At 50.6% G+C, this 25,658-nt stretch carries 18 protein-coding genes; 5 read left to right on the top strand and 13 right to left on the bottom strand.

Annotated features, from left to right (window positions below; translation table 11 throughout):
- Nucleotides 1-225 precede the first annotated feature (225 nt).
- From DFR42_RS24210 to DFR42_RS24200, 3 genes are read left to right on the top strand one after another with little or no spacing between them, the layout of a single operon-like run.
- Nucleotides 226-1,680 carry a mannose-1-phosphate guanylyltransferase/mannose-6-phosphate isomerase gene (locus DFR42_RS24210; RefSeq protein ID WP_110257623.1) on the top strand — a complete coding sequence of 485 codons (1,455 nt, stop codon included), beginning with the start codon at nucleotides 226-228 and terminating at the stop codon, nucleotides 1,678-1,680.
- Nucleotides 1,681-1,701: 21 nt separating this feature from the next.
- Nucleotides 1,702-2,496, top strand: coding sequence for an ABC transporter permease (locus tag DFR42_RS24205; RefSeq protein WP_110257622.1), 795 nt, complete (start codon nucleotides 1,702-1,704; stop codon nucleotides 2,494-2,496).
- Nucleotides 2,493-3,737 (top strand): ABC transporter ATP-binding protein, encoded by a 1,245-nt coding sequence (locus tag DFR42_RS24200; RefSeq protein WP_110257621.1) that lies wholly within the window; start codon nucleotides 2,493-2,495, stop codon nucleotides 3,735-3,737. The genes DFR42_RS24205 and DFR42_RS24200 overlap by 4 nt, the downstream gene beginning before the upstream one ends.
- Before the next feature lie 53 nt (nucleotides 3,738-3,790).
- On the opposite strand, the gene DFR42_RS24195 is transcribed toward DFR42_RS24200, so the two are convergent.
- The 7 genes from DFR42_RS24195 to DFR42_RS24165 all read right to left on the bottom strand — a co-directional run bounded on the left by DFR42_RS24195 (nucleotide 3,791) and on the right by DFR42_RS24165 (nucleotide 12,519).
- Nucleotides 3,791-4,927: a glycosyltransferase family 4 protein gene (locus DFR42_RS24195; protein ID WP_110257620.1), complete on the bottom strand. Its 1,137-nt coding sequence runs from the start codon at nucleotides 4,925-4,927 to the stop codon at nucleotides 3,791-3,793.
- Between the two features lie 11 nt (nucleotides 4,928-4,938).
- Nucleotides 4,939-6,129 (bottom strand): glycosyltransferase family 4 protein, encoded by a 1,191-nt coding sequence (locus DFR42_RS24190; RefSeq protein ID WP_110257619.1) that lies wholly within the window; start codon nucleotides 6,127-6,129, stop codon nucleotides 4,939-4,941.
- Nucleotides 6,126-7,031, bottom strand: coding sequence for a GDP-mannose 4,6-dehydratase (locus DFR42_RS24185; RefSeq protein WP_425450902.1), 906 nt, complete (start codon nucleotides 7,029-7,031; stop codon nucleotides 6,126-6,128). The genes DFR42_RS24190 and DFR42_RS24185 overlap by 4 nt, the downstream gene beginning before the upstream one ends.
- Before the next feature lies 1 nt (nucleotide 7,032).
- The gene (gmd, locus tag DFR42_RS24180; protein ID WP_110257617.1) at nucleotides 7,033-8,070 is read right to left on the bottom strand and encodes a GDP-mannose 4,6-dehydratase; all 1,038 of its coding nucleotides are present in this window, start codon (nucleotides 8,068-8,070) and stop codon (nucleotides 7,033-7,035) included.
- 279 nt (nucleotides 8,071-8,349) lie between these two features.
- Nucleotides 8,350-9,018, bottom strand: coding sequence for an orotate phosphoribosyltransferase (gene pyrE / locus DFR42_RS24175; RefSeq protein ID WP_110257616.1), 669 nt, complete (start codon nucleotides 9,016-9,018; stop codon nucleotides 8,350-8,352).
- Between the two features lie 72 nt (nucleotides 9,019-9,090).
- Nucleotides 9,091-12,123 (bottom strand): glycosyltransferase, encoded by a 3,033-nt coding sequence (locus tag DFR42_RS24170; protein WP_110257615.1) that lies wholly within the window; start codon nucleotides 12,121-12,123, stop codon nucleotides 9,091-9,093.
- 12 nt (nucleotides 12,124-12,135) lie between these two features.
- Nucleotides 12,136-12,519, bottom strand: a complete 384-nt coding sequence (locus DFR42_RS24165) for a hypothetical protein (RefSeq protein ID WP_110257614.1) — start codon at nucleotides 12,517-12,519, stop codon at nucleotides 12,136-12,138.
- 244 nt (nucleotides 12,520-12,763) lie between these two features.
- Here DFR42_RS24165 and DFR42_RS24160 point away from each other — a divergent pair, with 244 nt between their 5' ends.
- The gene (locus DFR42_RS24160) at nucleotides 12,764-13,537 is read left to right on the top strand and encodes an exodeoxyribonuclease III (RefSeq protein ID WP_110257613.1); all 774 of its coding nucleotides are present in this window, start codon (nucleotides 12,764-12,766) and stop codon (nucleotides 13,535-13,537) included.
- A 69-nt stretch (nucleotides 13,538-13,606) separates the two neighbouring features.
- Here DFR42_RS24160 and DFR42_RS24155 read toward each other — a convergent pair whose 3' ends face one another.
- From DFR42_RS24155 to DFR42_RS24145, 3 genes are all read right to left on the bottom strand, one after another.
- A complete protein-coding gene (locus DFR42_RS24155) occupies nucleotides 13,607-15,298 on the bottom strand; it encodes a bifunctional metallophosphatase/5'-nucleotidase (protein ID WP_170133661.1) in 1,692 nt (563 codons plus the stop codon).
- 77 nt (nucleotides 15,299-15,375) lie between these two features.
- On the bottom strand, nucleotides 15,376-18,744 hold the full coding sequence (locus DFR42_RS24150; protein WP_245937071.1) for a TonB-dependent receptor: 3,369 nt from the start codon (nucleotides 18,742-18,744) through the stop codon (nucleotides 15,376-15,378).
- A 509-nt stretch (nucleotides 18,745-19,253) separates the two neighbouring features.
- A complete protein-coding gene (locus DFR42_RS24145; protein WP_110257646.1) occupies nucleotides 19,254-20,156 on the bottom strand; it encodes a M48 family metallopeptidase in 903 nt (300 codons plus the stop codon).
- A 354-nt stretch (nucleotides 20,157-20,510) separates the two neighbouring features.
- Between DFR42_RS24145 and DFR42_RS24140 the strand changes: the two genes are divergently transcribed.
- A complete protein-coding gene (locus DFR42_RS24140) occupies nucleotides 20,511-21,692 on the top strand; it encodes an acyltransferase family protein (RefSeq protein ID WP_110257610.1) in 1,182 nt (393 codons plus the stop codon).
- On the opposite strand, the gene metW is transcribed toward DFR42_RS24140, so the two are convergent.
- The 3 genes from metW to ptsP form a co-directional block, all read right to left on the bottom strand.
- Complete coding sequence (metW, locus tag DFR42_RS24135; RefSeq protein ID WP_110257609.1) at nucleotides 21,642-22,244, bottom strand: methionine biosynthesis protein MetW; 603 nt, start codon at nucleotides 22,242-22,244, stop codon at nucleotides 21,642-21,644. The two genes, DFR42_RS24140 and metW, sit on opposite strands and share 51 nt — an antisense overlap.
- Nucleotides 22,241-23,416, bottom strand: coding sequence for a homoserine O-succinyltransferase MetX (metX, locus tag DFR42_RS24130; protein ID WP_245937070.1), 1,176 nt, complete (start codon nucleotides 23,414-23,416; stop codon nucleotides 22,241-22,243). Before metX ends, metW begins: the two co-directional genes overlap by 4 nt.
- A gap of 242 nt (nucleotides 23,417-23,658) precedes the next feature.
- Nucleotides 23,659-25,425 (bottom strand): phosphoenolpyruvate--protein phosphotransferase, encoded by a 1,767-nt coding sequence (ptsP, locus tag DFR42_RS24125; protein WP_110257607.1) that lies wholly within the window; start codon nucleotides 25,423-25,425, stop codon nucleotides 23,659-23,661.
- Nucleotides 25,426-25,658 lie beyond the last annotated feature (233 nt).

The following is a 25,658-nucleotide window of genomic DNA, read 5'->3' as shown; positions in this document are numbered from 1 at the left end:
GCCAGCTCATTTCCATGAAACTCCGCTCCAGCGCCATCATGTGCATTGATAAATACCAGATGCGGCCAGATGCGCAGGGGCCCAGCCAGCCAGGTTTTCTAGTGTAGCCTATTCAGTCCTTGTCTACACTGAAGCCGCTCGTGTCAGAGTTTCCTGATTAGATATTACAATTCTATTTATATTTTATAAAATCTGCCCCTGAGGGCAAAAAGAAGAAAGTTATCCATGTTATTACAGCCCGTCATTCTCTCCGGGGGTTCCGGAACCCGGTTGTGGCCGCTATCGCGTGAAAAACACCCGAAACAATTGCTTGCCCTGATAGGTGAAGAAACCATGTTGCAGGCAACTGCGACGCGTGTACGCGATTTTTCAGGAAGCATAGGCGTTGCCCAGAAAATGATCGTGGTCTGCAATGAAGAATACCGCTTCATCACGGCAGAACAATTGCGCGTGGCGGGTTTTACCGATTGCAGCCTGTTGCTGGAACCTACCGGCCGCAATACTGCCCCTGCCCTGACCCTGGCAGCCCTGTCTGCCGTCAGCAACGCTGAGGACGCCGTATTGCTGGTCATGCCGGCAGATCATGTGATTAATGACAAGCAGGGCTTCCACCTGGCCATACAGCAGGGCTTGCAACAAGCCATGGATGGGGCCATGGTCACTTTTGGCATCGTCCCTGACAGGCCGGAGACTGGTTATGGCTATATACAGACTGGCGATGCCTTGCCGGGCACCGCAGTGCTTGAATTGCAAGCCTTTGTAGAAAAGCCGGTACTTGAAGTAGCCCAGCAATATCTCGATGGCGGACGCCATCTGTGGAATAGCGGCATTTTCATGATGCGCGCCACTACCTGGCTGAAAGCCATCGCGCATTTCCACCCTGCCATGTACGCCGCCTGCCAGCAAGCCATGGATAAAGCCAGCATAGACTGCGATTTCGTCCGTGTTGACAAGGAAGCATTCCTGTCCTGCCCGTCCGATTCTATCGATTATGCGGTCATGGAAAAACTGGCCCGTGATCAGGACTTGAATATCCCCGGTTATGTCGTTCCCTTCAACGCGGGCTGGTCTGACGTCGGCGCCTGGGATGCGGTATGGCAAGTCTCGGAGAAAGATGCCAGCGGCAATACCGTCCATGGCGACGTCTTGCTGGAAGATTCGCGCAATTGCCTGGTTATTTCCGACAGCCGTCTGGTTGCCTGTCTGGGGCTGGAAGATGTGATCGTGGTTGAAACGCCGGATGCGGTGCTGGTCACCAACAAGGCCAATACCCAGAATATCAAGCGCGTCGTAACCCGCCTGAAAGACGAAAACTATACCCAGACCGATAACCACCGCAAAGTCTACCGTCCATGGGGCCATTACGACTCTGTTGATAGTGGCGAACACTTCCAGGTCAAACGCATCGTCGTCAAGCCGGGTGGCCGTCTGTCCATGCAAATGCACAACCACAGAGCTGAGCACTGGATCGTGGTAAGTGGCACCGCCCTGGTCACCCGTGGTGAAGAGGTCATGACCCTGGTGGCGAATCAATCTACCTACATCCCGCTGGGCGTCAAGCACAGGCTGGAAAACCCGGGGCAGACTGATCTGGAATTAATCGAAGTACAATCCGGTGCCTATCTTGGCGAAGACGACATCGTCCGTTTTGATGATATCTATGGTCGTGTCGCAGGCTGATCCCCGCAAAGAAAGCAAGTTTTGAAAGCTGTACTCATTTCACTCTGGCATTACCGCCATTTTATTGTATCGTCCATCAAGGCCGAGTTCTCTGGCCGTTTTGCCCGCAGCAAACTGGGGGCATTGTGGATGATTTTGAATCCCCTGGCACAGGCCACTATCTTCGCCATCGTCTTGTCTGAAGTTCTGGTCACCAAAATACCTAATATAGAAAACAAGTCTGCCTACGCGATTTACCTGATGGCTGGCATGTCGGCCTGGGGCCTGTTTGCTGAAATCATGAACCGCTGCACTACCGTGTTTATTGATTATTCAAATACCCTGAAAAAGATCTCTTTCCCCAGATTGTGTCTGCCCCTGATCGTCGGTGGCAGCGCGCTTATCAATCACTTGCTGTTGCTGGCAGCGATTGCTGTGGTTTTCCTGTTCTTTGGTCATATGCCAAGCATCGCCTGGCTGGCCCTGCCATTCGGCATGTTGCTGATCGTCATGCTGGCCTTTGGCCTGGGCATCATACTTGGTTTGCTGAATGTCTTTTCCAGGGATGTGGGCCAGGTCATGGGTATAGTCTTGCAACTGTGGTTCTGGTTCACTCCTGTGGTTTACCTGATGGACAATATGCCACCGCGTTTCATCGCGGTACTCAAGTTGAATCCCATGACGCCTATGGTCAAGATTTACCAGAATGCACTCTTGTACGGGCAATTCCCGGCTCTGGCTGACTTGCTTATCCCCACCCTGATTTCATCAGGCTTGTTCCTGTTCTCTTTCTGGATTTTCCGGCGTGCCAGCGCAGACCTGGTGGATGCATTATGAGTCAAATTGTCTTAAGCGTGAACGGTGTCGGGAAGTGCTATACCAAGTTCAGCGGCTTGTTGTCACGCCTGATGTACTGGGCTGGACTGCCAGTAAAACCGGCCTATGAATATTGGGCAAACCGTGATATCAGCTTCAATGTGCCTGCTGGTCAGGCGGTTGCCATCATAGGTCAGAATGGTGCCGGAAAAAGTACCTTGCTGAAAATGATCACTGGCACAGTCAGACCTACCACTGGTCATATATCTGTTGTTGGCCGCGTCAGCGCCATGCTGGAACTGGGGCTGGGTTTCAACCCTGAATTTTCAGGCAGGCAAAATGCCTATATGGCGGGTGGTCTGATGGGATTGAGTGGCGAGCAGCTGGACCAGCTCATGCCCGGCATAGAAAGCTTTGCTGAAATTGGCGCATTTTTTGACCAGCCCTTGCGGGTATATTCCAGCGGCATGCAAGCCAGGCTGGCCTTTGCGGTTGCCACAGCCGTGCGTCCGGATGTGCTCATCGTTGATGAAATTCTGTCTGTCGGCGACAGCTACTTTCAGCACCGCAGTTTTGACCGCATACGCCAGTTCAAGGAACAAGGTACTTCCATCATCCTGGTCACCCACGGCATGGGAGAAGTACGCAGCCTGTGCGACCATGTCATCCTGATAGACCAGGGCAGCGTACTCAAACAAGGTGCGCCTGACGAAGTCGTGGACTTTTACAATGCCATGATAGCCCGCAAGGAAAATGAAAAGTTCCGCATAGAACAGCACCGCAATGAGCAGGGCTGGCTACAGACCCGTTCTGGCACTGGCATGGCCACCGTCAGCAAGCTGAGCTTGCGCGACCAGGCCAGCGATCAGGTATTGGCAGCAGCGCATGTAGGCCAGAAAATCAAGCTGGTGGCAGAAGTGCTATTGCGTGAAGATATTCCTGAACTGGTGCTGGGACTGATGCTGCGTGACAAACAGGGCAGCATCATCTGGGGTAGTAATACCTGGTATACGAAGCAAGTACAAAATGAATTACGCAAGGGCGATGTCATTGAGTTTGTCCTGCCGTTTGAATGTCCGTTTGGCCCAGGCTCTTACTCTGTCACGACCGCACTGACCAAGGCACAGACCCATCTCGAAGAAAACTATGAATGGTCGGATAACCTGCTGGTGTTTGATGTCATCAACGTCGATCACCCCGAGTTCATCGGCAGTAACTGGCTGAGAGGTGAATTTGAAATCAGGAAATTGCGGGCAAACTAAAACTGCCTGAAGAGACGGACAAGCGCAGACTTATTGCGCTCTTATTTGCGTTCTTATTTACGTTGACGCTTGCGCTGATCTTCGTCAATCACTTCCTGATACAGGCGGGCATAATGGCCCGCCATTTTTTCGGCCGTGAATAAATCCAGGTAGCGCTGACGGGCATTCTTGCCCATCTCAGCGGCCTCTTGCTGATGGGCCAGCAGGTATTCCATGGCTTGCCTGAAGGCAGCCGGATCACTCGGCGGTACGACAAGGCCAGTCTGGCCTGCAACATTGATATACGTCGTCCCAGTGCCTATTTCGCTCGATATCATGGGCTTGCCATACATCGCACCTTCCAGCAGCGAAATACCAAATGCCTCGGAGCGCAAGTGCGAAGGAAATGCCAGCGCAAAACACAAAGTCAGCAAGGCAACCTTGTCCGGCTCTGGCAAAGCACCGAGGAAATGGACATTCTTCAATTGCAGTTTTTCTGCCTGGCGTTTCAATTCAATTTCTTCCGGCCCATCACCCACGATGACGATAGGGATATTGGTGCCAGCAGCTGCTTCCAGCAGGATGTGCAAGCCCTTGTAATAACGCAGCATGCCAACGAACAGGAAGAAATTCTCTCCCACTTTCTGACGCCATTTATCCAGCAACTCTGCTGAAGGAACAGGATAAATACTATTGTCCAGACCATAGGTAATGACCTCGGTCTTGTCCTTGTACAAACCCAGCGTAGGGCTGGTCGCCAGGTAATTGGGCGACGTGGCTACGATGCGGTTCACATCACGCAAAAACTGATGCTTGAGCGGTGCATACAGTTTCAACAGGTATTTTTGCCTGACGATATCTGAATGGTAGGTCACCACGCTGGGTGTCTTGACGCGCCCAAGGAAATGCGCGATATCCATGAAAGGCCAGGGGAAATGATAATGGACCACATCTGCCTGTTTGGCCAGCTCGACAAAGCGGGACAGTGCCGACCAGGAAAAGCCGGTAGACGCAATTTCAAAATTCAAATGTGCCCGGTGTACCTTGTGCCCTTCAAATTCTATCAGCGGGCGGTCAGTATCACGGGTCAGCGTCAGCACTTCATTTTCCACACCCAGGCGTGTCGTGCCCACCGCCATCTGGCGTATGACTTGCTCAACCCCACCAAAGGTGTCGGGGTAATAGGTGCGGTAGAAATGCAGGACTTTCACTGTGCGCGCCCCTATCCGGTCTGAACCATGCGATAAGCGGCGACTGTGTTATGCACACAGGCTTCCCAGCTCAACTCTGCTGCTCTTTGCAAACCACGTGCAATGGCAGTGGCTCGCCACTCTTCATCTTGCAAGGCCTTTTGCAAGCCCTCACGGATACTGTCCACATCACCCGGCTCAACCAGCATGGCGGCACCACCTGCCACTTCAGGCATGGAAGAGCAATTGGATGTCAGCACCGGAACGCCGCTGGCCATGGCCTCGGCAATCGGCAAACCAAAGCCTTCATACCAGGATGGGTAAGTAAACAAACGGCAACCGGCATACAAAAGCGGCAACCAGTGCTGGTCAATAAAGCCCAGATACTTCAGCCAGCCTTCGCTCTGCCCTTTGGCAATCTCATCATGAATATCATCGCTTTGCCAGCCAGCACCACCAGCCAGTACCAGCGGCCAGCGCTGGCGTATATCCTCAGGCAAGGCACGATAAGCCGCCAGTAAATTGCCAAGGTTCTTGCGCGGCTCTATGGTAGAGACAAAAAAACTATAGCCGTTGGGCTGCAAGCCAATTTGCTGCAATACCGGCGCGGTTTCCTCTGCACTATATGGATGAAACAAGTCATCCACACCCAGAGGAATGGCAACTACCTTTTCCGGCCCCAGCTTGAAGTGCTCCATGACTTCCAGGCGCGTTGCCAGCGAATCGGTCAATACCAGATTGGCACGCTCTACTGATTGCGGGATGGAAGCCAGGGCACGTTCTATTCTGGTCTTTGGGTGCCACTGTGGATAACGATAAATGGACAGATCATGCAAGGTCACCAGGCTGGGCAAATTGCATTTGGGGACAAAATAATTGGGGCTATGAAAAATCGCGTTTGACAAGCTGTTCAGGCGTTGTCCGGCCAGCACGGGCATGAGCTTGCCATACCATTGCGAGAAAAAGCGCATGCGGCCCAGTTGCTGGCGCAGTTTTGCCTTGTAACTGAAACGTACAGGCTCAAAGGACTTGAGGCTCAGGGCGGAATAATCACGCGAACCAGACAAATCATAATCTGGCAACGTGCGCCAGAAACCATCTGACAGATATCGTACTGAGTCAATATTTGCCTGTGCTGGCAAGCGTGTTGCCAGCTCCCAGGCATAGCGACCTATACCAGCCAGCGGCTGGTTGATCGCTTCTATTGACAGGACGATATTCATGTGGCGGCCTCATGTCGCAACATCCACGCCAGTGTGTCGCGCAAGGCGATGTGCGGCAAGTCACCTATGCAAGCCTGCAAGCGGCCACCATTGCCCATGAGTTTATGCACATCATTGGCACGCACGAAGGCCGGGTTGACGCGCACCTTGATTTCATAGCCAGCCAGTTCACTGGCCATTTGCAAGACATCACGCAAGCTGTAAGCCGTGCCTGAGCAGATATTGAAAGTCTCGCCGGCAGGTGCTTTTTCCAGCAAGCGGGCATAGGCCACGGCTACATTGCGTACATCAGAAAAATCCCTGGCCACATCAAGATTGCCGAGTTCGATTTCGCTGGCCTGACGGCGGTAGTGATTGATGATTTTCGGCAGCAGGAAATTTTCAGTCTGACCCACGCCGGTGTAATTGAATGGCCGGGTCACGATGATGGGCAGTTTATCCATCCACAGACGCGCCACATGCTCCATCGCCAGCTTGCTGACGGCATAGTCGTTGGCAGGTATGGCTGGCTCGTTCTCGGCCAGCACTTCAGACGTGGAATTGCCATAGATATTGGCACTGCTGGCCACCAGTACGGCGCGTGGCTTCTTATCCAATGCTGCCAGGCTTTCCAGCAAATTGCGTGTCCCGACGATATTGACGCGATAGATTTCATCAACATCACCGTGCATGACCGAGGAGATGGCCGCCAGATGGGCGACGACATCGGGTTGTATCTCTTGCAGTGCGGTGCGTAAAGCCTGTTTGTCGCACAGGTCTACTGCATAGTGGCCCTGACTTTGAATTTCAGAACCGTGGGTAGTGCCGAATACCTGGTATCCGGCCCTGCTCAATTCCTGCGCCAGATAACGCCCTGTAAAACCTTTAATACCTGTTATCAGGGCACGTGGAGTAGTCGACATTTCAGAACGATGCGCCATTCTCATTGCGGCGCAAATCGGCCTCGACCATCATCTGGCACAATTCTTCCAGCGTTGTCTTTGGTTCCCATCCCAGCACATTTTTTGCCTTGGCCGGATCACCGATCAAGAGCTCAACTTCAGCAGGACGGTAGAATTTAGGATTCACGCGTACCAGCAATTTGCCGGTTTTTGCGCAGGTCGCTGTTTCATTCTCGCCTTCGCCCGACCATTGCAGTTGTATGTCAGCGGCCTTGAAAGCCATGGTGACAAAGTCACGTACAGTTTCTGTGCGGTTGGTCGCCAGTACAAAAGTATCTGGCTTGTCCGCCTGCAGCATACGCCACATGCCTTCTACATATTCCTTGGCAAAGCCCCAGTCGCGCTTGGCATCCATATTGCCTAGTTCCAGCACATCGAGTTTGCCCAGCTTGATCTTGGCGACAGAATCAGTAATCTTGCGCGTCACGAATTCGCGGCCACGCAGCGGTGATTCATGATTGAACAAGATGCCGCTGCAGCCAAAGATGCCATAGGATTCACGATAATTGATCGTCATCCAGTGTGCATACAACTTGGCCACGCCGTACGGGCTGCGCGGATAAAATGGGGTAGATTCTATCTGTGGCACAGCTTGCACTTTGCCAAACATTTCAGAAGTCGACGCCTGATAAAAGCGGATCTCAGTATTGACAATGCGGATTGCTTCGAGCAAATTCAGGGCACCAATACCGGTAATTTCAGTTGTGGTCAGTGGCTGTTCAAACGATACACCCACAAAACTTTGTGCTGCCAGGTTGTATACTTCTGTCACACCCGTCGTTTGCAACAGGCGTATGCTCGCTGACAAATCGGTCAGATCATATTCGACCAGATGCAGTGCAGGATGAGTATCTATACCCAATTCTTCTATGCGCCAAAAATTGACTGAACTGGTACGGCGGTAAGTGCCGTAGACGGTATAGCCTTTTTCCAATAGCAATTGAGCCAGATAGGCTCCGTCCTGACCAGTAATACCAGTGATTAACGCTTTTTTACTCATTCAAGAAAACCTCTTCGCAACAGCGAACATTCAAAATTCTTCTTTTAACCAGATATTGGACCGCCAGTTTGAATTTATCTGTGACAGCGGTCACAATCTGTCTACAGTTGAACAGTATACAATGAGTGCTCGCCGCACTGCGGAAAAATAATGAAAGCGCTTGTAAAAGATAGGTTTTTTACAATAGCTTACCGCCACCCCAGTGCTTCAGCATCAGTTCTGCCTGTACGGAGCTGGGCAATACCATTCAAGGCATTGCCGCCTATGCCCTATTCCTGGCTATACCGCCCCATAACGCTGGCGATATTGCTCAACGGCATCTTTATATTGCGACAACTGCTCACCCGCCTCTGCTACCGACAGGTAATCAAATAAATCATTTAGATTGGCAATTGCCGCCACTGGCATGTCATAAGCCAGACCCACTTCCTGTGCGGCAGAATGCGCGGACAGGGCATCATCCTTGCCGGAACGCTCCATACGGTCCAGTGCAATCAATACTGCGCAAGGCGTGGCACCTGCAGCCCGTATCATTTCTACTGATTCACGCACTGAAGTGCCAGCCGAGATCACATCGTCAATAATGACAACCTTGCCAGCCAGTTTGGCACCGACGATACTGCCGCCTTCACCATGGTCCTTGGCTTCCTTGCGATTATAGGCAAAGGGCACGTTGCGTCCCTTGCGGGCCAGCGCTACCGCCGTGGCCGACGCCAGGGTAATACCCTTGTAGGCCGGGCCAAACAGCATATCAAACTCAATGCCGGAATCAATCAGGGTTTGTGCATAAAAATCAGCAATACGACCCAGATTGGCACCGTCATTGAACAGACCGGCATTAAAAAAGTAGGGGGAAGTGCGTCCTGCCTTGGTGACAAAGCTGCCAAATTTCAGCACGCCGGCATCAACCGCAAAATGTATAAATTCCTGCCTCAGATTACTTGCCATATACTTGCCTTAACATTAACTATGAAATAATGACGCGCCATGCTTATCCAAGCATAGCACGCTATAAAATGCCTATTGTGTGAGAATTGTCTGCCACCAGCTGCTTGCCAATTCATTAATATCCATGCTGCCAGTGGCAAGCGTCTTGATCTGTGCAGTATCAAGACTTAATTCCAGTACCGGTATGCCCATTTCAAGCATCAATTGCCGGACAGTGGAACTGCCTTTCTCGCTCGACTGATTCTCAGATGCCACCAGCACCTTGATATACACATCGGCAGGATGCAAATCAATTGCTTCGTCAGGATTTGATAAAGATGGCAACTCCAGCAATTGACAGGCCAGCTCATTGGCATAACGCAGCACGGATTTGGCATCTGACTTATTGTTTGATTTGCTGTCAGACTGCAGCAACTCACAACGCCAGTAAGACGGCGTAGCCACAATCAGCTGCTTCAACACCAGCGCCAATGCCTGCTGCGGCAAAGCTGCGTTCAGGGCATCAAGATCAAACAGAGCGCGGGCGCAGGCAGGCTTGGCCTGGTTGGAGACCATATTGCGCGCCAGTGACATCAAGTCAGCTTCAGCCGCCGGGCCATCCAGTGCAGCGATACGGTTCAGGCTTCGTTCAAAGCGGCTGGCGGGTGCGTTTCTGTGTGCCAGTTCGATAAAATCAAAATACTGCCGTCCTACTTTGTGCGCTACATGATACTCATGCATATACTCGACAGCCCTGGCACCCAGTTCTTTTCTGAGCTGAGAATCAGACCTGAGTTCAACCATACTAGCCAGCAGGGTGGCAACATCCACTTCATCAGCCAGCTTAATCAAGGCGTCCGCAGGCAATTCTGCCATGGCGCCATTGCCATTGATAATCGTCGGTATGCCATAGGCCATGCAATCAAGCACGGTATATGAAGACTCACCACGCGAGAGACCGCGCAGCTGCACGCCTGCATCGGCAGCATGCAAATAGGTCTGGAATAATTCAGGATCGGCAAAACCAGTGATAGTGATGCGATCTGCCAGGCCACGGTCCTTAATATCCTGCAGCAGTTGCATGCCGTATTTGCCGCCATCATTTTTGCCGACAAAGACCAGATGACAGTGATTATTTTTTGCCATCGGCGATTGCAGCCAGGCTTCCAGCACCAGATGGTTCAGCTTGGTTGGCCCCATGAGGCCAAAGGAACACATCAGGAAATCATCTTCCCCCAGGCCCAGACGCTGGCGTGCTGCGCTGCGTTCTGACTGATAAGGCAGTTTGCGCATATGGGGGATACGCGTCCAGTTCTGCGTCGCATTTTCTCCATACCATTGCCTTGCCAGCTTCATGGAAAACTCAGAATGCACGATGACAGCCTGGGCCGCATCCAGCATCTGGTAATTACATGGATACTTCCAGATGATCTGGCTCAGGTCTTCGGTATTTTTTGTTTCCAGCAAAGCTTGCAGGCCATGTGATTCATACAGGGCCTGCGCCCAGATTTGCGGACGTTCAGCCGTCATATCCAGATGCGCCAGCAAACCGCTGAGGAAGAAATCATGCAAGACCACGATACCCGGATAGCGCGCCAGCATATCCAGCATATAAGTGTGATAGGTGGAATTGCCGAGGTTATACAAGACGCGCTGATAACGGTCTGCATGCTGTTCAAACCACTGCCATGAGCGCACAGGGAAATTGGCCGCCAGCCAGGGGTCACCAATTTCTTGCTGGTCGACGATCAGTTCTATGTCGTAATACACAGCCAGTTCGGGCAAGAGTTCGGCACTGAAATCAGCAATGCCAGAACGCTCTGGTGGCAAGGGCGAGAAGTAAGCCAAACGTGGCTTGATCTGGTCTTGCAACTGGCTGACAAATACCGCCTGCTTGCTGCGCTGATATTCATGCTGCGCCTCGAATGCGGTGATGGCAGTTTTTGCCGATGCATCCCAGGAAAATTTCTTCGCCTGCTGCACCCCATGTTCACGCAAACTCTGCAAATAGTTTTCGTCTGTCAGGGCGCTCAGCATCTTGCCGGTAATGGCTTGCTCATCGTAAGGATTGAACAAGGCATCTTCACGGCCTATCACTTCTGGCAGGCTGCTGGTATTGGAAGCAATCACCGGTGCGCCGCAAGACATGGCTTCCAGCGCAGGCAGGCCAAAACCCTCATGCCAGGACGGGAAGACAAACAATGTGCAGGCGTGATACAGCAATGGCAAATCTTCATCGGCGACATAGCCAGTCAGGATCACATCATTGCTGGCCAGGCCAGCATCCGCCGCCAGTTTTTGCAAACGTATACGGTCGGCATCCTGCACACTGCAAACAATCGCCAGTTGATAATTCTTGCGTACATCGCCGGGCAATTTGGCAAAAGAGCGTATCAGTGCTTCGACATTTTTTCGCAAGTCTATGCCACCGGTGTACATGACATACGGGCGTTGCAAACCAAAGCGGTTTTTGATTTCCTGCAAGACCGCGGGATCGGGATCTTGCACATAAAACCTGTCATCGACTGCCGATGAAATATTCACGATGCGTTCAGGTGGCAGATGCAGGCATTCCAGACCTTCGCGCCTTGAGGATGCAGAAATAGCCAGCAACAAATCGGCACGCTTGAGTGCCTGGATTTTTCTCAGATACCAGGCCTTTACCTGCTCGTTTTCCAGATAGGGTTTGGCATTGATGAGAGGGATCAGATCATACAGGGTCACTGCAGTAGGCTGATACTCGCCATTCAGGCCCACGCTGGTCAGTGCATCATCGGTCAGGCCCTCAAACAGGCTGCTGACATGGACGATATCAGGCCGCCATTCTGCCAGCGCCTGTTCGCGCACCAGCTCACCGGCACGGGTGCGCCAGCGGTTGCGGTGATCGAACTCGCTGACCGGGCCAGGACTTTTCCAGTAATGGATGTGCTGTGGTGCTATCAAGTTGGCAAAGGCTTGCCTGACTGGCTCCAGGCTATCGGCAAACAAGCTATTCAATAGCAAGTGCACTTCATGCTTGCCAGCATTGCTTGCCATTGCCTGCGCCAGTGCCAGGGAATATCTGCCTATGCCGCGATGGCGGCTACCAGTGGACTGGCAAGCTTGTAAATCAATGAGAATACGCATCTGGTAACCTGTTTATTCCTGGCGAATTATTTCTGTCTGGAGCTTGTCGAAGATGATTTGTGCTTTTGCTGACAGGCGCGCATCTGTCGCTCTTCTGGATGGCGTATAAGCCTGTTTTCCAGCAGAAACCACCTGGGGAGCCAGGCGGGGTTGCAAACCCTTTCTCACCCTGAGCTCTATACCCGGGAAATATTTCAATATTCTTAATGCCAGATTCTTGATAGCAGGAACTGCCACTACCCGGCGTACCACTCGCCCTGGCAAGCTGCGCAGGCTGAATTTTGCATTTTTCAGGGAAGATATTGTTCTTGTTACATATCTGAAAGGTGCAGTCATCTTCCAGGAGCTACTGGAGTACACAGCATCAAGTTCTGCACGTAATTGCTTTTCGTTCATGATGTATCAAGAAAATGATTCAGACGCTAAAAAGAACGCAAGTATAAACCAAGCGCCTTACCAGACCCCGGCAAACTTAGAGGCTGTCGCGAAATTAAGATGGCTAGGCGTCGCCGACGCAGACAGTACTTTAGTACGGCAAGGAGGCGCAACAACGCTAGGTTAATTTCGCGACAGCCTCTGATTCAAGCTTTTGTATATCTGCTATGCTGACAGCAGTTCAAGACTCTTTCCGCAAAAAATCATGACAAAAATCATCTCCGCGAATCTGAATGGCATACGTTCTGCTGCCAAAAAAGGCTTTTTTGAATGGATGCTCAAGGAAAACCCTGATGTCGTCTGTGTACAGGAGCTGAAAGCCCAGGAAGCGGATATGACGCCGGATTTCCTCAATCCGCACAAATATCATGGTCATTTTCACTATGCCGAGAAAAAAGGTTATTCCGGCGTGGGTGTCTATAGCAAGAAAGAGCCGGATGCCGTCTATATAGGCTTTGGTAGCCCGGAATTCGATGCAGAAGGCCGCTATGTGCGCTGTGATTTTGGCAAGTTATCGGTAATCTCCTTGTATTGCCCTTCTGGTTCTTCCTCGCCTGAAAGGCAGGAAGCCAAGTTCCGTTTCATGGAATTGTTTTACCCGCATATGCAACAACTGATCGCCGAAGGCAGGGAAATCATCATCTGCGGCGACTGGAATATCGCCCACAAAGAAATCGATCTGAAAAACTGGAAGAGCAATCAAAAGAATTCTGGCTTCTTGCCAGAAGAACGCGCCTGGATGACACGCCTGTTTGATGAGCAAGGCTGGCTGGATGTCTACCGTCACTTGCATCCGGAAACCACGGGCGAAGCCTATACCTGGTGGAGTAACCGTGGCCAGGCATGGGCAAACAATGTGGGTTGGCGTATCGACTACCATGTCGCCACCGCTGGCATAGGCAAAAAAGCACATACTGCGGCAATCTACAAGGAAGCGCGCTTCTCTGACCATGCACCACTGATCATAGAATATAAATAATTTGTAATCTATTGCGCAAAAAAATGCCCGTCAATGAGACATTGACGGGCATTTTTTATATCCAGAACATCAGTCTGGCAAACGCTTCACACGGTCACGTCTGACTTCAGTCAATTTACTGCCCTGCTCCCGCACATAAGACTCAAATGCTTCAAGGTCACGGCCTATCAGCTCCTTGTCCTTGGCTTGTTTCAATACCGCAAAACCATCACCACCATCAGCAATAAAACTGTTCACGATCACGTTATATTGCTGGTTCAGGTCGAGTGGCTTGCCCTTGATTTTGACATCCTTGATACGCTCATTGATCCCGGCACGCGGGTCATAACTGTAGCTGAGAGTGTGCGACACAAACAGTTTTTTGGGATCATTCACTTCACGACCCAGCCACTGCAGTTGCAGCAGGGTCAGGATGTTGGCCCCTGTCAGTTTGACGCGCACCAGGTTATTGCCAAAGGGTTGTACTGCATACAGGTCACCATAAGAAACCGCGACCGGGCCACTGGCCTTGCCGGAAGGCAGGTCGCTGCGTATGCCGCCAGCATTCATGAAAGCCACATCGGCACCACCGGCATGTTGGCCATGATGCAGCTGGGAATCGGCGATGATATTACCGAGGGCGCTGTCAAATACACCCGCTTCGCTATTACGCGACAAGGGTGCGCTCAGGTTGACGATAGGACGCTGGCGCAAGCCTGCGGTTTGTGCCGCTACCTGATCCACCAGTTGTTTGGCTGCAGGGTCTGCCTGCAATGCTTGCTGGTCGATCAGATGATTGACCGCCACTGCATTGACGACCTGGTTGGTCTTGCGGTCTATCGTCAGAGTAGACTCGGTCAGGAAGGAACCATAACTGCGCCCCTGCACCACCAGCCTGCCATCTATCTTGCAGGTATAGCCCTGGTGTGAATGACCAGAAACGACGAGGCTGACAGCCTTGTCGAGTTTCTTGCTGATGTCGATGATAGGCCCCTGCAAACCTTCGCAACGATAGCTGGGATCAGTTTCTGCCCCTTTGTAGATTGCTCCTTCATGTATCAACACGACGATGGCGGCGACGCCCTGTTTTTGCAATTCAGGCACATAACGGTTGATGGCAGTCGCTTCATCTTCAAAGCGCAGGTGCTTGACCGCATCGCCTGCAACCAGATTGGGTACATCGGAAGTTACCGCACCAATAAAGCCTATACTGACATCACCGACCTGGCGTATCACATAAGGTGTCAACCAGGGTTTGTCGCTGCCGGCTTCATGGATATTCGCACCGAGGTAAGAAAATTTTGCGCCCTTGAAGTTTGCATAGGCGCAACCACCCGTCGGGCATTCTCCCTTGATTTTGCGCATCAGGTCAGCCGTGCCATTATCAAATTCATGGTTGCCAACTGCCGTTGCCGACAAATCCAAGCGATTCAGGGCTTCGATGACAGGTTCATCTTTCATCAGGGCAGAACCCATGGGTGATGCACCGATCAAGTCACCAGCACCAACCAATATGCTGGAACCAACAGCCGCGCGACGCTCTTTGAGCTTGGTCGCCAGGAAGGCATAACCGCCTGCCGGCACTGAGATTTTTTCACCAGGGCGTGCTAGATTATTTTTTGTGGCGACATAAGGTACAGGCTGATCTGCCTGCAGGTTGCCATGGAAATCGTTAATACTGAAAATGGTCACGTCCACCGTGCCGGATTGAGGTGGTGTTGTACTACAGGCGCTGAGCCATCCTGCAGATACCAGCAATAAGCTTTGCTTCAAGAATTTCATAGGTCGATCCAGAAGTACAAAATAAAAAAAAGCGGCAAGTGCCAGGCACTCACCGCTTCTCATTTTACTGCGCTATATCAGAACTCATACTTGACTGTCGCTTGAATAGCCCATTGAGATTCACCTTTTACCTGGCGAACATCATAGCCTTCAACTTCTTTTCTGACATTGTAAACATAACGGCCTTGAGCATCGATACCGCCAAAGTCGACGAAACTACGTGCCTGACCACCACCGCTTTGGAAACCGATTTCATTAATACGGCCCCATTTTTTATTGAGCAGGTTACCAACGTTAAACAAGTCCAGTGTGAAGACGGCCTTGTTGTTTTTGTAGCCTGGCAACTCTTGGGACAAACGCAAATCAAAGCTGTTAGTCCATGGAGAGAAGCTGCTATTACGTTTCGCTACACCACCAGCAGATTTTGCCAGATCTGGATTTGCGTTAACAAATTCCCAGAAACGTGTTTCATTTACCTTGCTGGTTGCAGTATCACCTGCAAACACAACCTGACCAGAACCAAATGCAGACGGGATGTACATCAAGTCATTACCGGCAACACCGTCACCGTTCAAATCGTTGTTGACAGTCCAGCTATATGGCTTGCCTGAACGGCCTTCATAGAACAGACCCAAAGTTGTCTTCAGGTTGGAGAAGAAGGCTTTTTGCCATGTCAGGGTTGCATTGATACGGTCTTTTACCAGATAGGCAGAATTCGCAGCAATTTTTTCGTTCGGATTAAAAATGGAACGTGCAGCCCAGTTGGAGTTGGCTACTGATGAAGTCAAAGGGCTGACTTCAGTTGCATCAGTATAGGTATAGGACAGTGCCCAGCCAAAACCTTGTTTTTGCGGACGGGACAAAGTCACAGTGGCCAGGTTACCGCCGCCTTCATCGGTTTTTGCTGCCAACAGGACGTTGTTGAAGTTAACATTGCTCAAAGCCTTGGCACGGAAACCAGTACATACGCCAGAAGTGATTGAACTACCTGTCGCTGTCCAGCAAGCCGGGTTGTAACCTTGTGGCGTGTAGAACAATTGACGACCGTCACTACCTGTTGCTGTCGGGCCACCCAGATTCAGGTGCTCATAGTAGATACCAACCTTGTTTTTGGTGTACAGATATTCAGCACTCAATACCAGGCCATACCATGGCAATTCGTGATCGATCGCCAGGTTACCCTTCCAGACAGATGGCTGTCCCAGACCAGGTTGCAAGAAATCAACGTTGGCAGCAGGTGTTGCACCAGCAAGATTAGTAGGTTGCTTGGTTGGGTCTGGATTGAACAAACCTTCGCTTGCGCAGGCAGCAAAACCGGAGTTACCGCAACCGATGATACGGGTAGAAACACCTGTGTTGGAGAATGGGTTGGACAACCAGACGTTGGCCGCTGCACCCTGGAACAGACCCAGACCACCACGTACCTGTGTTGGACGAGCAAGATCAAACGTGTAGTTGAAACCTACGCGTGGCTGTATCAGGCTCTCGCCATCAATGGTTTGGGTATTATCCAGACCAAAACCACCAGTTTGACGTACGCCAGTCGCCGCATTGCCAGCAACAACCGGAGCTGCAGCCGCTGCATTCGCCTGAGGACGCTCGCTGATTTTTGGTGTATCCAGACGAACGCCAAACATCACGGACAGGTTTTTATTGACTTTCCATGTGTCTTGCAGGAATGCGCCATAGTTTTTCAGATTGAACTTGGCAACTGCATTATCCAGAGTACCGCCAGCAACCGGAACTTGTACTGTGTAGCTGGATGGACGGCCGCGGCTGAAGTTTTCCAGAACAGCTGCTTCCACTTGCGCAGCAGTTGCTGTTGAACAGTTGATTGCGCCGAAAGTATACGTAAATGCAGCGGTGCTGTTTGTACAATTGAAAGTGTAGTTACCCGACACGTTTTGCAGGAAGGCGTTGTAGACATCATTATTGCTGTAGTCGCCACCGAATTTGATTTCGTGGTCACCCTTGATCCAGTTTGCGCCCAGATAGATATCAGAGGTTTTTGTACGCAGAATGTTATTCTGACGGCTCAATTCTGTACCGAAATTCAGGAAACGCGTACCTGTAGGAACACCAGATCCGGCATCTGCTGGCAATGCACCACTGAATGAAAGACCGATGGCAGGCAAATTCGCATTGTTTTTAGGCACACTGTCGTAATTGCGTTGCGACACTTTCAGCTCGGTCGAGAACGTTGGCGTCCAGTCTGCAAACCATTGGCCAACTGCAGTCTCTATCGTTTTGTTTTGTGTATACCAGTAAGAATTCAGCGACAAACCAGTAGCAGAGATGCCAGGGAAAATCGGTTCAGACTGTTCAGTTTTCGAATAACGGAAATTGGCGCGGTGATCGTCATTGATATTCCAGTCCAGTTTGATCAGCGAATCTTTGACATTCAGTTTAGTGCCTGCAGGAACGTCAGCAGTACCAATATCGATACCATAGCGGGACTTGGCGACAGTTTGTGCGCTGGCAATGGCTGAATTTGTGATACCGACGTTTGTTTGGGAACTACCCAAAGGACCGAAAGATGGTGCCGCACGTGTGCTATTGAGCTCTTCCAGGCTGACGAAGAAGAATAACTTGTCTTTGATGATAGGGCCGCCAATTGTCAGGCCCTTGACGTCTTCTTTGAATCCAGCAGCATCAAAATAGCTGTCATTTGTCGCGTTATAACGCCTGCCAACGAATTTGTCATCGCGGTAGACATAATAAACACTGCCCTTGAATTCATTCGTACCCGACTTGGTGACAGCATTGATGTTCGCACCTGTATAGCCTTTTTGGGTAACGTCATAGTTGGAGACGTTAACCTGTACGGATTGAATCGCATCGATGGAAATAGGTTGTTTTGCCGTTGGCAAACCATTCGATTCCAGACCGAAAGTGTCATTAATGGCGACACCGTCTATCGTGATGGAATTGAAACGGGAGTTTTGACCACCGGCAGAGATTTCGCCACGTTCTTTATCTGTTTGCGAAATACGTGCATCTGTACGGGCATAGTCGGCCAGATTACGCTGGATCGAGCCAAGTGCAGCCAGTTCGCGGGAACCGATATTGGTACCAGCACCCATATTGCCTTTATTGAACTTGTCAGAGCGTGCTGCAGAACCTGAAACTTCAACTACCTGGACAGCAGGGTCAATACCAAGGACAGCGTCAACGCTGGCGGTTTCTGCCAATTGAATAAATACGTTTTCACGTTTTTCTGTCGCGCCATTTTGCGTGATAGTGATCGTGTATGGACCACCAGTTCTCAAACCGCGTGCCGTGTAACGACCTTGTGTATCTGTAATCGTATTGTTTACTGAACCGGATTCAGTATGAACAATGGTAACTTTCGCTCCACTGACTGGCTTACCGTCAACACTTGTAACCAATCCGCTAATACCAGATGTGGTGTTTTGGGCGTATAGAGGCGCGGCTGCAAAGGCCATTGCCAAACTCAGGGTGAGCGGAGCTAGCCTGAACTTATTGTTAATCATAATTGAGACTCCAATATAGAACGAAAATTACTTCAGAATGGTAAAAATTGTTTAGCTTGAAACTTGAAACCACAAACTACGCCTACAAATCAAAAAACACTGATTCAATAACTGAAATAGCTTTTTTTATTTCTAAGCTATTTGTGATGGAATTCTGCTCAAAACTGCTTAAAACATATCGCGCAATCGATTGCTTATTTCTCAAAAAAAACAGACGGACCTTTTTACAGTACGCCTATCTCCAGGGAATATCCTTAAATTTGAGCGATTTGCGGGACGGCAAATGTCTGCCAATTAGATATTTTTATATGTGAAAATAGTCTATCACATAAAAAAATCGAACTTACAGAGTGTTACATCCAATTATGTACAGATCATGACAAAGTGGTTTTCACGGCAATATTTTGTCACAATTGTGCGACATATTGCTATAAGACCACTATTTTTGATTTGAAATAAGCTTATTTTGCCGAATATACAACGGGAGCTATCCCTTTGACATTGGTTTGATATGGCGGCAGTGCGCTGATACTGACACCTTTCGCCCGCGCATAAAGCGGCATAACTTCAGGGAAATGACGCTGGATTTCTGCGATACGGGTCTTGCCTGCCGGGTGCGTGGATAGCCATTGTGGTGGCGCACCTTTGCTGACTATACCCATTTTTTGCCACAGGGCGACACCAGCACGTGGGTCATAACCAGCTCTGGCAGCAATATCAAGGCCGACAATGTCCGCTTCAGTTTCATCTTCACGGGAGAATGCCAGCATGCCGAATTTGGCAGCTCCACCAGCCAGACCACCTGCCAGATTGGGATCATAGCCTTTGGCACCTGCCCACAATTCCACCAGTTTGACGCCGATATTGGCCGCCACTGCCTTACCGGCGCGCTCAGCACCATGCTCGCGCAGGGCATGGGCAATTTCATGGCCCATGACCATGGCAACTTCATCGTCGGTAAGTTTCAGGGTATCGAGAATACCGGAATAAAATGCGATTTTCCCGCCGGGCATGCAATAGGCATTGACCTGCTTTGAGCCTATCAGGTTGACTTCCCATTTCCATTGCTTCGCCCGCTCATTCCATTTCAGGGCATGCGGGATCAATTTGTCAGCGATGGCTCGCAGGCGTATGACTTGAGGATGATTGGCCTGCCCCAGGGCATTTTTTTGCTCAGCTGCACGCATGGTTTGTGCATATTGCGTCGCAGCCTGTCCTTCCAGAGCACCAGTCGGTGCCAATTTGCGCATGATGGACATTTCACCCACTTTGACACCTTCCTGTTGCGCATTGCTTTGCGCGTTACCAGTCAGGGTAACAGTCAACAAGCTGGAAAATAGTAAGGCGTAGTGGTTCAGTTTCATGGCGAATTTGAGCAATGGAATACGCAGAATGATAAGCCCAAATTGGGTATGTTCATCTGTATTTAAAGGCAAATGCCCTGAATTTTATTGACTGACAGTCACCAGCAGCTCTTTTCCGGCTCAACTCCGCGTACTGACAGATAACAAGCCAGCCTCTACAGACTGCTCGTCCGCAAGAGTCGTGCACGCCCTTCATTCCAACTTCTGGCAAAAAAAGAAATATTTCTGAAACTAAACAGTTTCATTTATGTCTACGCAAATATTTCCTTTAAGACAATTGACTTCCAGTACACAAGTCACTGCGTACTCGAGTCTTTTTAACGCGCATAAGCACTGACTATTGAATTGTGTCCCATGACTTTATCTTCCACCAAACTACCTCCCCTGCGTTACCAGTATCTGGATTTCCTGCGCGGCTTTGCCGCACTGCTCGTGATTTATCAACATACGGTGGATTTCGCCATGATGGCACGGCAGGATGTGATTTTGAATGCCACTGAATCCGGCATAGCCCATTTTTTCACCAGACAGCTTGGCCTGGGTGAAGCAGGGGTCTGTATTTTTTTGATGGTCAGCGGCTTTGTCGTCCCCTTCAGCCTGGCCAGTTATCCGGTCAAACCTGTCACCACTTTTGTCATACACCGGTTTTTCCGCCTGTATCCAGCGTACTGGCTGTCTGCAGTACTTGGCTTGATTTTTGTCTGGTGGCGTTTTGGCAGCGAGCATGGCGGCAATGAAATCAGCTGGCTGATGTTCTTTGCCAATCTGACGATGTTCCAGGCGTTCATAGGCATAGAAAATATCATAGGCTCTTACTGGACTCTGACACTGGAACTCTTGTTTTACATTACCTGTATTTATCTGTTCAAACGCAAGAAGCTGACTTCACTGAAAAGCATATTGATGTTTTTTGTTGGTTTACTGATCTTGCGTGAGGTGCTGCGTCATGTCCCGACCATATCAGCTTATTACTGGAATGTTTTCTCTTACCTGCGTTACACGGGCTATATGTTCTTTGGACTTTTATTCCGAGAATGGCTGTTCAAAGGGGACAAGGCTGCAGCGAAAAACGCCATCATCATACTTGCTTTGACCTTTGTCTCTTTTGCAGGCAAGGACATCCTGCGCATATGGTCATTGCAGGCGGAATATCTGAAAACACCGATGACACAGTTTGCGGCAATTGCGATCTTTGTGCTGGTTACCAGTATTTTCAAAACAGGTGGCAAGACGGGTGATTTTCTGGGCAAGATCAGTTATTCCATGTACCTGTTCCACCCGGTTATTTTTTACCCGCTTTACACTTACTGCTGGATCACTCTGCCGCCAGAGATACAAGCGCATCCGCATCTGTTTTTCTTGCTGTCGGCGATATTGACGATCATCTTTTCTTACTTCAGCTATCGCTGGATAGAAAATCCAGCGATAGCATGGGGCAAGCACATTACGCAAAGACGCAATGGCAGTCGCGAACAAAGCCAGCAATTACTTTTTGCGCAAACGGAACACGGCAAGACTGCCACGCAGATTGGGTAGCCAGGTGACTGGCTTGCCTTCATGCAGGGCGACGCATTCCAGTACATTGAGGCCTACTTCATTGGCGAGATCAGAGAAATCATGGATAGTCGCGCAGCGTACGTTAGGCGTGTCATACCATTCATAAGGCAGGGATTTTGAGACTGGCATCTTGCCGCGCAATAAGGCAGTGCGGTGTGGCCAGTAACCAAAATTGGGGAAGGAAACAATGGCTTCCTGCCCAACCCTGGCGATGTCACGCAACAAGGGTTCGACATGCTTCATCATCTGCAAGGAGTTTAAACACATGACAGTATCGAAGCTATTGTCTTCAAACATGCCAAGGCCATTTTCCATATCCTGCTGTATGACATTGACAGCGCGAGTGGCGCAGGCGAGTACCTTGTCATCGGCGATTTCTATGCCATAGCCGCTGCATTGTTTATCGCTTTGCAGATAATCCAGCATGACGCCGTCACCACAACCCACATCCAATACTTGTGCCTGCGGCTTGATCCAGTGCGCGATGAAAGCCAGGTCTGGTCGCAAGACGTTTAATTCAGAAAAATTCATGCTGCGGCTCCCAATAAATCGGCTTGCGGTTCAGTCTGTAATTCTGTATCTATGCGCTGGTAATAGGCGGCGATCAGGTTCAGGTAACGTGAGTCATCCAGCAGGAAAGCATCATGCCCGTGCGGTGCATCGATTTCTGCATAACTTACAGTGCGTTTATTGCTGACCAGGGCTTTGACAATTTCGCGGCTACGCTCTGGTGAAAAACGCCAGTCAGTCGTGAAAGAGGCAAGCAGGAACTTGGCCTTGGTTTGTGCTAGCGCCTTGGCCAGATCGCCACCGGTATGGCGGGCGGGATCAAAATAATCGAGCGCCTTGGTAATCAGCAAATAAGTATTTGCATCGAAATAATCCGAGAATTTATCCCCCTGGTAACGCAGGTAAGACTCGATTTCAAAATCTACGCCATAGCCAAACTGGTAGTCGCCGCCTTTGAGGTCACGGCCAAATTTTTCTGCCATATCGTCATCCGACAGATAGGTGATATGTCCTATCATGCGCGCCACACGAAGGCCGCGGCGCGGCACGACTTTGTGGGCATAGAAATCACCACCGTGGAAATCAGGGTCAGTCAAAATCGCCTGGCGTGCCACATCATTGAAAGCAATATTTTGTGCCGAGAGTTTGGGGGTAGATGCCACCACCACGCAATGACGCAGGCTATCCGGATACAAAATACTCCAGGCCAGCGCCTGCATGCCGCCGAGTGAGCCGCCCATGACGGCAGCAAATTGCGTAATGCCCAGGCGCTCTGCCAGCCTGGCCTGGGCATTGACCCAGTCTTCCACTGTCACGACAGGAAAATCTGCGCCATATGGTTTGCCGGTGGCAGGATTGGTATGCATGGGGCCGGTAGAACCAAAGCAGGAGCCGAGGTTGTTGACGCCAATGACAAAAAACTTATTGGTATCGACAGGTTTGCCCGGTCCTACCATATTGTCCCACCAGCCCACATTCTTGGGATCGTCTGCATATACGCCAGCCACATGGTGGGAGGCATTCAGGGCATGGCAGATCAGGACTGCATTGGATTTGGCTGCATTGAGCTGTCCATAGGTTTCCACCATCAGGGTATAGCCTGCAATTGAGGTGCCGTTTTGTAAGGCCAAGGGCTGGTCGAACTGAAACGCTTGTGGCGTGACGATGCCAACTGATCCAGGTAAGGATGACATACACTCTTCCATCGGGATTGAACCCGTTATCAAAAAACTCAGGAAGGCTAAAAGGTGGGCTGAATGTGGGAGGTAGTAAGCTGCATTCAAGCTCGCTTTAGCCGTATTTATCATTCGGGATGTTTTCCGAACCGCGCCCGCAAGCTGATTTTCAAATCGGCGCAATAGGTGAAGGATAAACCAAGTCAGGCACCGAGGTCAAACCCCAGTGCCGGTACAATGGTAATTTTAATGCACGCTTGTTAATGTAAAGTAGGCGACTGCGCGCCCATGGCCGCCAGGGTTTCCCTGATGGTTACCGAGTCATAGCTGCGCAGGATTTTTTTGACATGTCCTTGCAGAGCATCGAGACGGGTGTTCAATATCTCTTGTTTAATTTCAGGCAACAAGGCTGCCGGCATAGACAATTCACGGAACCCCATGCCTGCCAGCAAACGTGTCAGGCGTATATCCCCGGCCATACCACCGCAGATGGAGACTGGTATGCCAGCCCTGTCACCCGCCGTGATGATCATTTGCAAAAGTTGCAAAATGGCCGGGTGCAAATCATCATACAAATGGGCGACTTCATGATCTGCCCTGTCGATGGCCAGCGTGTATTGAATCAAGTCATTGGTCCCGACAGACAGGAAATCCAGTTTCTTGACAAACATCGGCAGCGACAAGGCTGCTGCCGGGATTTCTATCATGGCTCCGATGGCAATCTCTGCATCAAAGTCTTTGCCTTCCTTGCGCAACTCAGTCTTGGCCTGCTCTATCATGGCCAGGGTCTGGTCTATCTCAAAACCATGCGCCATCATGGGTATCAGTATCTTGACCTTGCCAAAAGCCGAGGCACGCAAGATGGCACGCAGTTGCGTCAAAAATAATTGCGGCTCCGCCAGGCAATAGCGTATGGCCCGCAAACCCAGTGCGGGATTGAGAATATTATGCTCGGTCGTATCCAGCGGTTTGTCAGCTCCCACATCCAGTGTGCGTATCGTCACTGGCCTGCCCTTCATGCCTTGCACTGCAGTACGGTAAGCCTCGAACTGTTCGTCTTCTGTCGGCAGCTTGTGTTGCTGGCCGCTGCTTTCCATGAACAGGAATTCTGAACGAAACAAACCCACCCCACTGGCACCGGCTTCCAGCGCGTGGGCGGCATCCTGTGGCAATTCTATGTTTGCCAGCAGCGTTATTTCTACACCATCCTGGGTAATCGCCGGTGTCTTTTTGAGTTTATGGAGTTTTTTCCTGGCCTTTGCCAGTATGGCCTGACGTTCACGGTATTGTTCCAGCACCAGGGTGCTGGGCGCAACAATGACAACACCGGCGTCACTGTCGATGATGAGCCAGTCATCCTGATCGATCAGCCTGGAAGCATTGCCCATGCCGACTACGGCGGGTATGCCGAGGCTGCGTGAGACGATGGCAGTATGGGAATTGTGACCGCCTTCATCGGTGACAAAACCGGTAAAGGCAACATCACGGAACTGCATCATGTCAGCCGGTGAAATATCCCTGGCAACGACGATCATATTGGCATTGCGTTCATCTATGCCATCCGAACGTACCGCGCTACCTGCTGTGCCTGTCAACACCTTGAGCACACGCTCTGCCACTTGCTGGATATCAGCCTTGCGCTCACGCAGGTAGTCGTCTTCGATTTCATCAAACTGGGCTGACAATTCATCAATCTGGCTGACCAGTGCCCATTCAGCATTGTAGTGGCGGGTGCGTATGATATCGAGTGGTGCTTCGGATATCATGGGATCAGACAGTATCAGTACATGAACGTCAATGAAAGCACCGAGCTCGGTCGGTGCATCGGCAGGCAAATCTGACCAGATCGCCTGTAAATCCTTGTGTACCTGGGCGATGGCTTGCTGCAGTCTTTGCACTTCTGCCTCAACTTGCTCTTGCCCTACCAGGTAATGTTGTACATCCAGTGCCGCTGGACGCAGCAAATGTGCGCGTCCGATTGCTATGCCGCGTGAAACAGGGATGCCTTGCAGTGTAAAAGATGCCATGCTTCGTCCCCCAAAATTACATTATCTCCGGGCGCTATGTCATGCCGCCCTGTCATCGTTTTAGTGTACAGAGTATAGCTATGGAAAAAATTCCAGACTGCTTAATCAGACTGCTTAATACATATAAACCCGCATACAGAACTACATAAACAAGTGCTGCCTGATTTTGCTACTTCCATCAAAGGGAGACACGGTAGCTGAATAGAGTAAGAACGACAATCAGAAATATGTTG

It is taken from the genome of Undibacterium pigrum (assembly GCF_003201815.1).
GTDB lineage: Bacteria > Pseudomonadota > Gammaproteobacteria > Burkholderiales > Burkholderiaceae_D > Undibacterium > Undibacterium pigrum.
The sequence above is the reverse complement of the archived record's forward strand: the minus strand, read 5'-3'. Positions and strand labels throughout refer to the sequence as shown.

What these genes read in the sequence shown, in the direction of transcription:
- DFR42_RS24145 (WP_110257646.1), bottom strand. Translation starts at nt 20,156, where the DNA reads ATGAAACTGAACCACTACGCCTTACTATTTTCCAGCTTGTTGACTGTT.
- DFR42_RS24155 (WP_170133661.1), bottom strand. Translation starts at nt 15,298, where the DNA reads ATGAAATTCTTGAAGCAAAGCTTATTGCTGGTATCTGCAGGATGGCTC.
- DFR42_RS24140 (WP_110257610.1), top strand. Translation starts at nt 20,511, where the DNA reads ATGACTTTATCTTCCACCAAACTACCTCCCCTGCGTTACCAGTATCTG.
- gmd (WP_110257617.1), bottom strand. Translation starts at nt 8,070, where the DNA reads ATGAGTAAAAAAGCGTTAATCACTGGTATTACTGGTCAGGACGGAGCC.
- DFR42_RS24185 (WP_425450902.1), bottom strand. Translation starts at nt 7,031, where the DNA reads ATGTCGACTACTCCACGTGCCCTGATAACAGGTATTAAAGGTTTTACA.
- DFR42_RS24165 (WP_110257614.1), bottom strand. Translation starts at nt 12,519, where the DNA reads ATGAACGAAAAGCAATTACGTGCAGAACTTGATGCTGTGTACTCCAGT.
- DFR42_RS24190 (WP_110257619.1), bottom strand. Translation starts at nt 6,129, where the DNA reads ATGAATATCGTCCTGTCAATAGAAGCGATCAACCAGCCGCTGGCTGGT.
- ptsP (WP_110257607.1), bottom strand. Translation starts at nt 25,425, where the DNA reads ATGGCATCTTTTACACTGCAAGGCATCCCTGTTTCACGCGGCATAGCA.
- DFR42_RS24160 (WP_110257613.1), top strand. Translation starts at nt 12,764, where the DNA reads ATGACAAAAATCATCTCCGCGAATCTGAATGGCATACGTTCTGCTGCC.
- metW (WP_110257609.1), bottom strand. Translation starts at nt 22,244, where the DNA reads ATGAATTTTTCTGAATTAAACGTCTTGCGACCAGACCTGGCTTTCATC.
- pyrE (WP_110257616.1), bottom strand. Translation starts at nt 9,018, where the DNA reads ATGGCAAGTAATCTGAGGCAGGAATTTATACATTTTGCGGTTGATGCC.
- DFR42_RS24210 (WP_110257623.1), top strand. Translation starts at nt 226, where the DNA reads ATGTTATTACAGCCCGTCATTCTCTCCGGGGGTTCCGGAACCCGGTTG.
- metX (WP_245937070.1), bottom strand. Translation starts at nt 23,416, where the DNA reads ATGTCATCCTTACCTGGATCAGTTGGCATCGTCACGCCACAAGCGTTT.
- DFR42_RS24170 (WP_110257615.1), bottom strand. Translation starts at nt 12,123, where the DNA reads ATGCGTATTCTCATTGATTTACAAGCTTGCCAGTCCACTGGTAGCCGC.
- DFR42_RS24150 (WP_245937071.1), bottom strand. Translation starts at nt 18,744, where the DNA reads ATGGCCTTTGCAGCCGCGCCTCTATACGCCCAAAACACCACATCTGGT.
- DFR42_RS24200 (WP_110257621.1), top strand. Translation starts at nt 2,493, where the DNA reads ATGAGTCAAATTGTCTTAAGCGTGAACGGTGTCGGGAAGTGCTATACC.